This window comes from Xanthomonas sp. SHU 199 (genome assembly GCF_000364665.1).
Lineage (GTDB): Bacteria > Pseudomonadota > Gammaproteobacteria > Xanthomonadales > Xanthomonadaceae > Xanthomonas_A > Xanthomonas_A sontii.
In genome coordinates, this window is sequence record NZ_AQOI01000641.1 from 1 (window position 1) to 4878 (window position 4878).

Here is a 4878-nt window from a genome sequence, read left to right on the forward strand (position 1 = left end):
GGCCCCGGCCGAGGTGCCGGCCAGCAAGCCGCCGGTGGCGCCGTCGCACCGCGCGCCGGCCGAGCCGCCGGCACCCAAGCCGGCACTGTCCAGCGGCAAGCCCGCCGACATCGAATGCAAGATGGTGGTGCTCGGCGCCGGCCCCGGCGGCTACACCGCCGCGTTCCGTGCCGCCGACCTGGGCCTGGACACGGTGCTGATCGAGCGTTACGCCAGCCTCGGCGGCGTCTGCCTCAACGTCGGCTGCATCCCGTCCAAGGCCCTGCTGCACGCGGCCGCGGTGATCGACGAGGTCGCCCATGCCGGCGATTTCGGCGTGGACTTCGGCAAGCCCAAGATCACCTTGGACAAGCTGCGCGAGTACAAGGAAAAGGTGGTCGGCAAGCTCACCGGCGGCCTGGCCAGCATGGCCAAGCAGCGCAAGGTGCGCACCGTCACCGGCGTGGCGTCGTTCGTGTCGCCGAACGAGCTGGAGATCGTCGGCGCCGACGGCAAGACCCAGCTGCTGCGTTTCGAGCACTGCATCGTCGCCGCCGGCTCGCAGGCGGTGAAGCTGCCGAATTTCCCGTGGGACGACAAGCGGGTGATGGACTCCACCGACGCGCTGGAACTGCAGGAGATCCCCAAGACCCTGCTGGTGGTCGGCGGCGGCATCATCGGCCTGGAAATGGCCACCGTGTACAGCGCGCTGGGCAGCAAGGTCACGGTGGTCGAGTTCATGGACCAGCTGATGCCGGGCGCGGACAAGGACCTGGTCAAGCCGCTGGCCGATCGCTTGAAGAAGCAGGGCGTGGAGGTCCATCTCAAGACCAAGGCGGCCGAGGTCAAGGCCGACAAGAAGGGCATCACCGTGACCTTCGAAGCCGCCACCGCGGGCGAGACGCCGGCGCTGGCCGCTACCACCTACGACCGCGTGCTGGTCGCGGTGGGGCGCGCACCCAACGGCAAGAAGATCGGCGCCGACAAGGCCGGCATCAACGTCACCGAGCGCGGTTTCATCCCGGTCGACCGGCAGATGCGCACCAACGTGCCGCATATCTTCGCCATCGGCGACATCGTCGGTAACCCGATGCTGGCGCACAAGGCCACCCACGAGGGCAAGCTGGCCGCGGAAGTGGCCGCCGGCGAGAAGAAGGAGTGGGTGGCGCGGGTGATCCCGTCGGTGGCCTACACCAACCCGGAAATCGCCTGGGTCGGCGTCACCGAGACCGAGGCCAAGGCCAAGGGGCTGAAGGTCGGCGTGGCCAAGTTCCCGTGGGCGGCCAGCGGCCGCGCGATCGGCATCGGCCGCACCGAGGGCTTCACCAAGCTGATCTTCGACGAGGAGACGCACCGCATCATCGGCGGCGCGATCGTCGGCGTGCACGCCGGCGACCTGCTGGCCGAGATCGGCCTGGCGATCGAGATGGGCGCGGAGGCCGAGGACATCGGCCACACCATCCACGCGCATCCGACCCTGAGCGAATCGGTCGGCATGAGCGCCGAGGTCTACGACGGCACCATCACCGACCTGTACATCCCGAAGAAGAAGTGACGCCGCCTGGCGCGACCGTGCCGCTGCGTGCGGTGCGGTCGCGGCCGTGGTGAATCCACGCATGGAGGTCGCCATGGGGCAGGGCACCCTTTGTCCCGAACTGCAGGCGCTGCTGCAGCGCGAACTGGCCAGCGGCAACCGCATCGCCGAGCCGCCGCGCCGGACCGACTGGCCGCATCCGGGCTCGGTGTTCGTCTCGCTGAAGCGCGATCTGCGCAGCGACGTGGCGGCGTTGCCGGCGACGGTGCAACACGCGATCTGCACCGATCCGCACTACGGCTGGCACGACGAGTGCTACTGCACGGCGCACCAGCACCTGCTGGTGGCCGGTGCGACCAAGCCGCCGTGAGCGTGTGTCGGCTGCCGCAGTCGCTGCCACCGCGTCTGCGATCTGCCGCGCACCCCGTTGAACGACAAAACCCCGCATCGCTGCGGGGTTCTGCATGGAACTGCTCGCGGGTCCCGGGTTCCGGGTCCCGAAAGATCAGAACGCGAAGGTCACGCCCGCGACCGGACCCTTGAACTCCTGCTTCAGGCCGATCGCGGCGTTGCCGCCCTTGCGGTCCACGTCGAGCTTGAACCAGTCGTAGCCGGCAAAGATGCCGAAGTTGCGGGTGAAGCGATACTCGGCGATGGCGTTGGCGCGGCTCAGGTCGCCGTCGTATTTCTTGAAATCGCCCCACTTGGTGTTGACGTACTGCCCCTGCACATTGAACAGCCAGTGTTCGTTCGGGTGCGCGGTGAAGCGCAGGCCGACCACCGGTGCGGCGCCGTCGTCGCTTTCGTCGACGAAGGTGCCGGTGTACAGCGGGCCCAGGTCGGCATAGGCCTTGCCGTTGACCTTGGCCCACTCGGCACCGAGCTGCAGGCCCATGCTGAACTGCGGCGTATCGATCACCGAGTAGTCGTACACCAGGCTGGCGACCTGATATTTCAGTTGGCCCTTGACGAAGCTGCCCGACGGCACGGTGACGCCGCCATAGCTGACGTCCTGGCCCAGCTCCTCGCGGCGGTCCTTGTCGTACTTGAAGTAGTCGAAGATCAGGCGCTGGCGGGTGCTGATGCGGAACACGCCGTCCACGCGCGGCTCCCACTCCTTGCCGCCCAGCTTGAAGTCCTGCGACCCGGAGATGGCATTGCCGTTGACGACGGTGTTGCCGCGCAGGGTGTTGTTGTTGTCGACGTTCATCGCGCCCAGGCGCAGGGTGAAGCGGTCGTCGCCGTCTTCGGCGTGGGCGGGCAGGGCGTAAGCGGCGGCGAGCGCGCACGGCAGCGCCAGGGCAAGCAAGTGTTTCATGGGGGACAAGCTCCGTCGTCTTGGGATTTTTTTGATGAGGCGTCGATGGCTGGGCCACCGCGTGCCGTCACTATCCTTAAATTTGCGTCCACCATTCGTGAAAGTATGGTGGCCCGGGCCGCCACGCCCGTCCCAGAACGCGCAACGAAAAGAGCCCCGGGAGGACCGGGGCTCGGTGGGTCTGCGCTGTGGGCCGACGAGGATGGGCGCAGTCCCTGTCCGATCAGACAGCGCAGTGGACAGAAAGTTCCTCCGCAAAGGCGTGCTGCAACGCCGCATTCGGCGCCGGCGGCGGGCGGTGGCCGTGCTATCGTCTACGGGCGGATGGGCATTCGGACGCGGCCAGGACCCCTGGCGGTTGTCTCGCAAATTGTCCCATTGCTATAATTCCGCGGCTCGACGGACGCGAAGACGTCCTCAATCCACCACCAATTGCAGGATTTTCTGTGCTGAACTCCGTTGATGCGGGTCGGCGGCTGATGCTGCGCGCAGCGATTTACCCGCTGGTGGCGGTGGCCGTGGTGTCCCTGCTGTTCCTGCTGCTGGGACCGAAATACGCGATGGGCGCCGCCGCAACCGGGCTGGCGACCGTGGCAGGGGGATGGCTGGCCGCACGCACCGCGCTCAATGGCGGCGTGCAGGCGGCGGGTTCGGCGCTGGCGCGGTTGATCGTGGCCATGGTGCTGAAGTGGGTGTTGGTGTTCGCGGTGCTGGCGCTGGGCTTTGCCTGGTGGCGGTTGCCTCCTCTGGCCCTGTTGGCGGGTATCGCCGTCGGGCTGATGTTCCAGGTTCTGGCTCTGGCCAGGCGTTGATCGAATCAAGAAAAGGCTCAGGACTCATGGCGGGCGAGGCAGAAACCCCTACCTCCTACATCCAGCACCATCTGCACAACCTCACCTTCCAGGTGCAGGAAGGCGGGTTCTGGCAATTGCATGTCGACACCCTGGTGATGTCGCTGCTGATGGGCCTGCTGATGGTGTTCGGCTTCTGGCTGGCCACGCGCAAGGCCACCGCGGGCGTGCCCGGCAAGTGGCAGGCGTTCGTGGAAATCATGCTGGAGTTCGTCGACCGCCAGGCCAAGGACACCTACCACGGCACCAGCAAGCTGGTGACCCCGATCGCGATCACCCTGTTCTTCTGGATCCTGTTGATGAATCTCATCAAGATGATCCCGGCGGACTTCCTCGCGATCCCGCTGGGCTGGGTCGGCGTGCACTACTGGAAGCCGGTGCCCACCGCCGACGTCAATGCCACCCTGGGCATGTCGATCAGCGTGTTCTTCCTGATGCTGTTCTTCTCGCTGCGCTCCAAGGGCGTGGGCGGGATGACCAAGGAATTCCTCACCGCGCCGTTCGGCAAGTGGATGCTGCCGTTCAACCTGATCCTCAATATCGTCGAATGGCTGAGCAAGCCGGTGTCGCTGGCGATGCGACTGTTCGGCAACATGTTCGGCGGCGAGATCGTATTCCTGCTGATCTGGGTGCTGGGCGGTGCCGGCATCCTCGGTGCGCTGGCCGGCGGCGCGTTCGGCTTCGGCTGGATGCTGTTCCACCTGCTGGTGATTCCGCTGCAGGCGTTCATTTTCATGATGCTGTCCATCGTGTACCTGAGCCTGGCGGAAGACAGCCACTGACGTTTCTGTTTCACGCGTTCTAAGCAACCCTTCGTTCGATTCACCATCCTCAAGCAACTTTGTTCCTGGAGAAAACCATGTACTTCGCCGTCCTGACCAACCTCGCCCAAGTCCAGAGCTCCACCGTCCTCGCCGTCGGCATCATGATCGGCCTGGCCGCGCTGGGCGCCGGCCTCGGTCTGGCCATCATGGCCGGCAAGTTCCTGGAATCGGCCGCGCGCCAGCCGGAACTGATCCCGGTGCTGCAGGTCCGCATGTTCATCACCGCCGGCCTGATCGACGCCGCGTTCATCATCAGCGTCGCGGTCGGCCTGCTGTTCGCGTTCGCCAACCCGATGATCGGCGAGTTCGTCGCGCGTCTGCCGCAGGGCGGTTGATCCCGTCGTACCGGCGTGCGGTCGCCATCGGCGGGCG

The 4878-nt window shown here is 66.2% G+C and carries 6 protein-coding genes; 5 read left to right on the top strand and 1 reads right to left on the bottom strand.

The window, feature by feature from the left end; genetic code table 11:
- Together lpdA and D183_RS0118370 are read left to right on the top strand one after the other, a co-directional pair.
- Positions 1 to 1534 (top strand): dihydrolipoyl dehydrogenase (lpdA, locus tag D183_RS0118365; protein WP_017910285.1); only part of this gene is annotated, 1534 nt, incomplete at its 5' end.
- Between the two features lie 61 nt (positions 1535 to 1595).
- Entirely contained in the window at positions 1596 to 1883 is a 288-nt protein-coding gene (locus D183_RS0118370) for a hypothetical protein (protein ID WP_017910286.1), read from the top strand.
- 135 nt (positions 1884 to 2018) lie between these two features.
- Here D183_RS0118370 and D183_RS0118375 read toward each other — a convergent pair whose 3' ends face one another.
- The gene (locus D183_RS0118375; RefSeq protein ID WP_017910287.1) at positions 2019 to 2831 is read right to left on the bottom strand and encodes a hypothetical protein; all 813 of its coding nucleotides are present in this window, start codon (positions 2829 to 2831) and stop codon (positions 2019 to 2021) included.
- A gap of 446 nt (positions 2832 to 3277) precedes the next feature.
- On the opposite strand from D183_RS0118375, the gene D183_RS0118380 reads away from it, so the two are divergent.
- The 3 genes from D183_RS0118380 to atpE all read left to right on the top strand — a co-directional run bounded on the left by D183_RS0118380 (position 3278) and on the right by atpE (position 4841).
- Positions 3278 to 3643 (top strand): ATP synthase subunit I, encoded by a 366-nt coding sequence (locus tag D183_RS0118380; protein WP_026143249.1) that lies wholly within the window; start codon positions 3278 to 3280, stop codon positions 3641 to 3643.
- Between the two features lie 26 nt (positions 3644 to 3669).
- Positions 3670 to 4464, top strand: a complete 795-nt coding sequence (gene atpB / locus D183_RS0118385) for a F0F1 ATP synthase subunit A (protein WP_017910289.1) — start codon at positions 3670 to 3672, stop codon at positions 4462 to 4464.
- Between the two features lie 77 nt (positions 4465 to 4541).
- Entirely contained in the window at positions 4542 to 4841 is a 300-nt protein-coding gene (atpE, locus tag D183_RS0118390) for a F0F1 ATP synthase subunit C (RefSeq protein WP_010340497.1), read from the top strand.
- Positions 4842 to 4878: the final 37 nt, after the last annotated feature.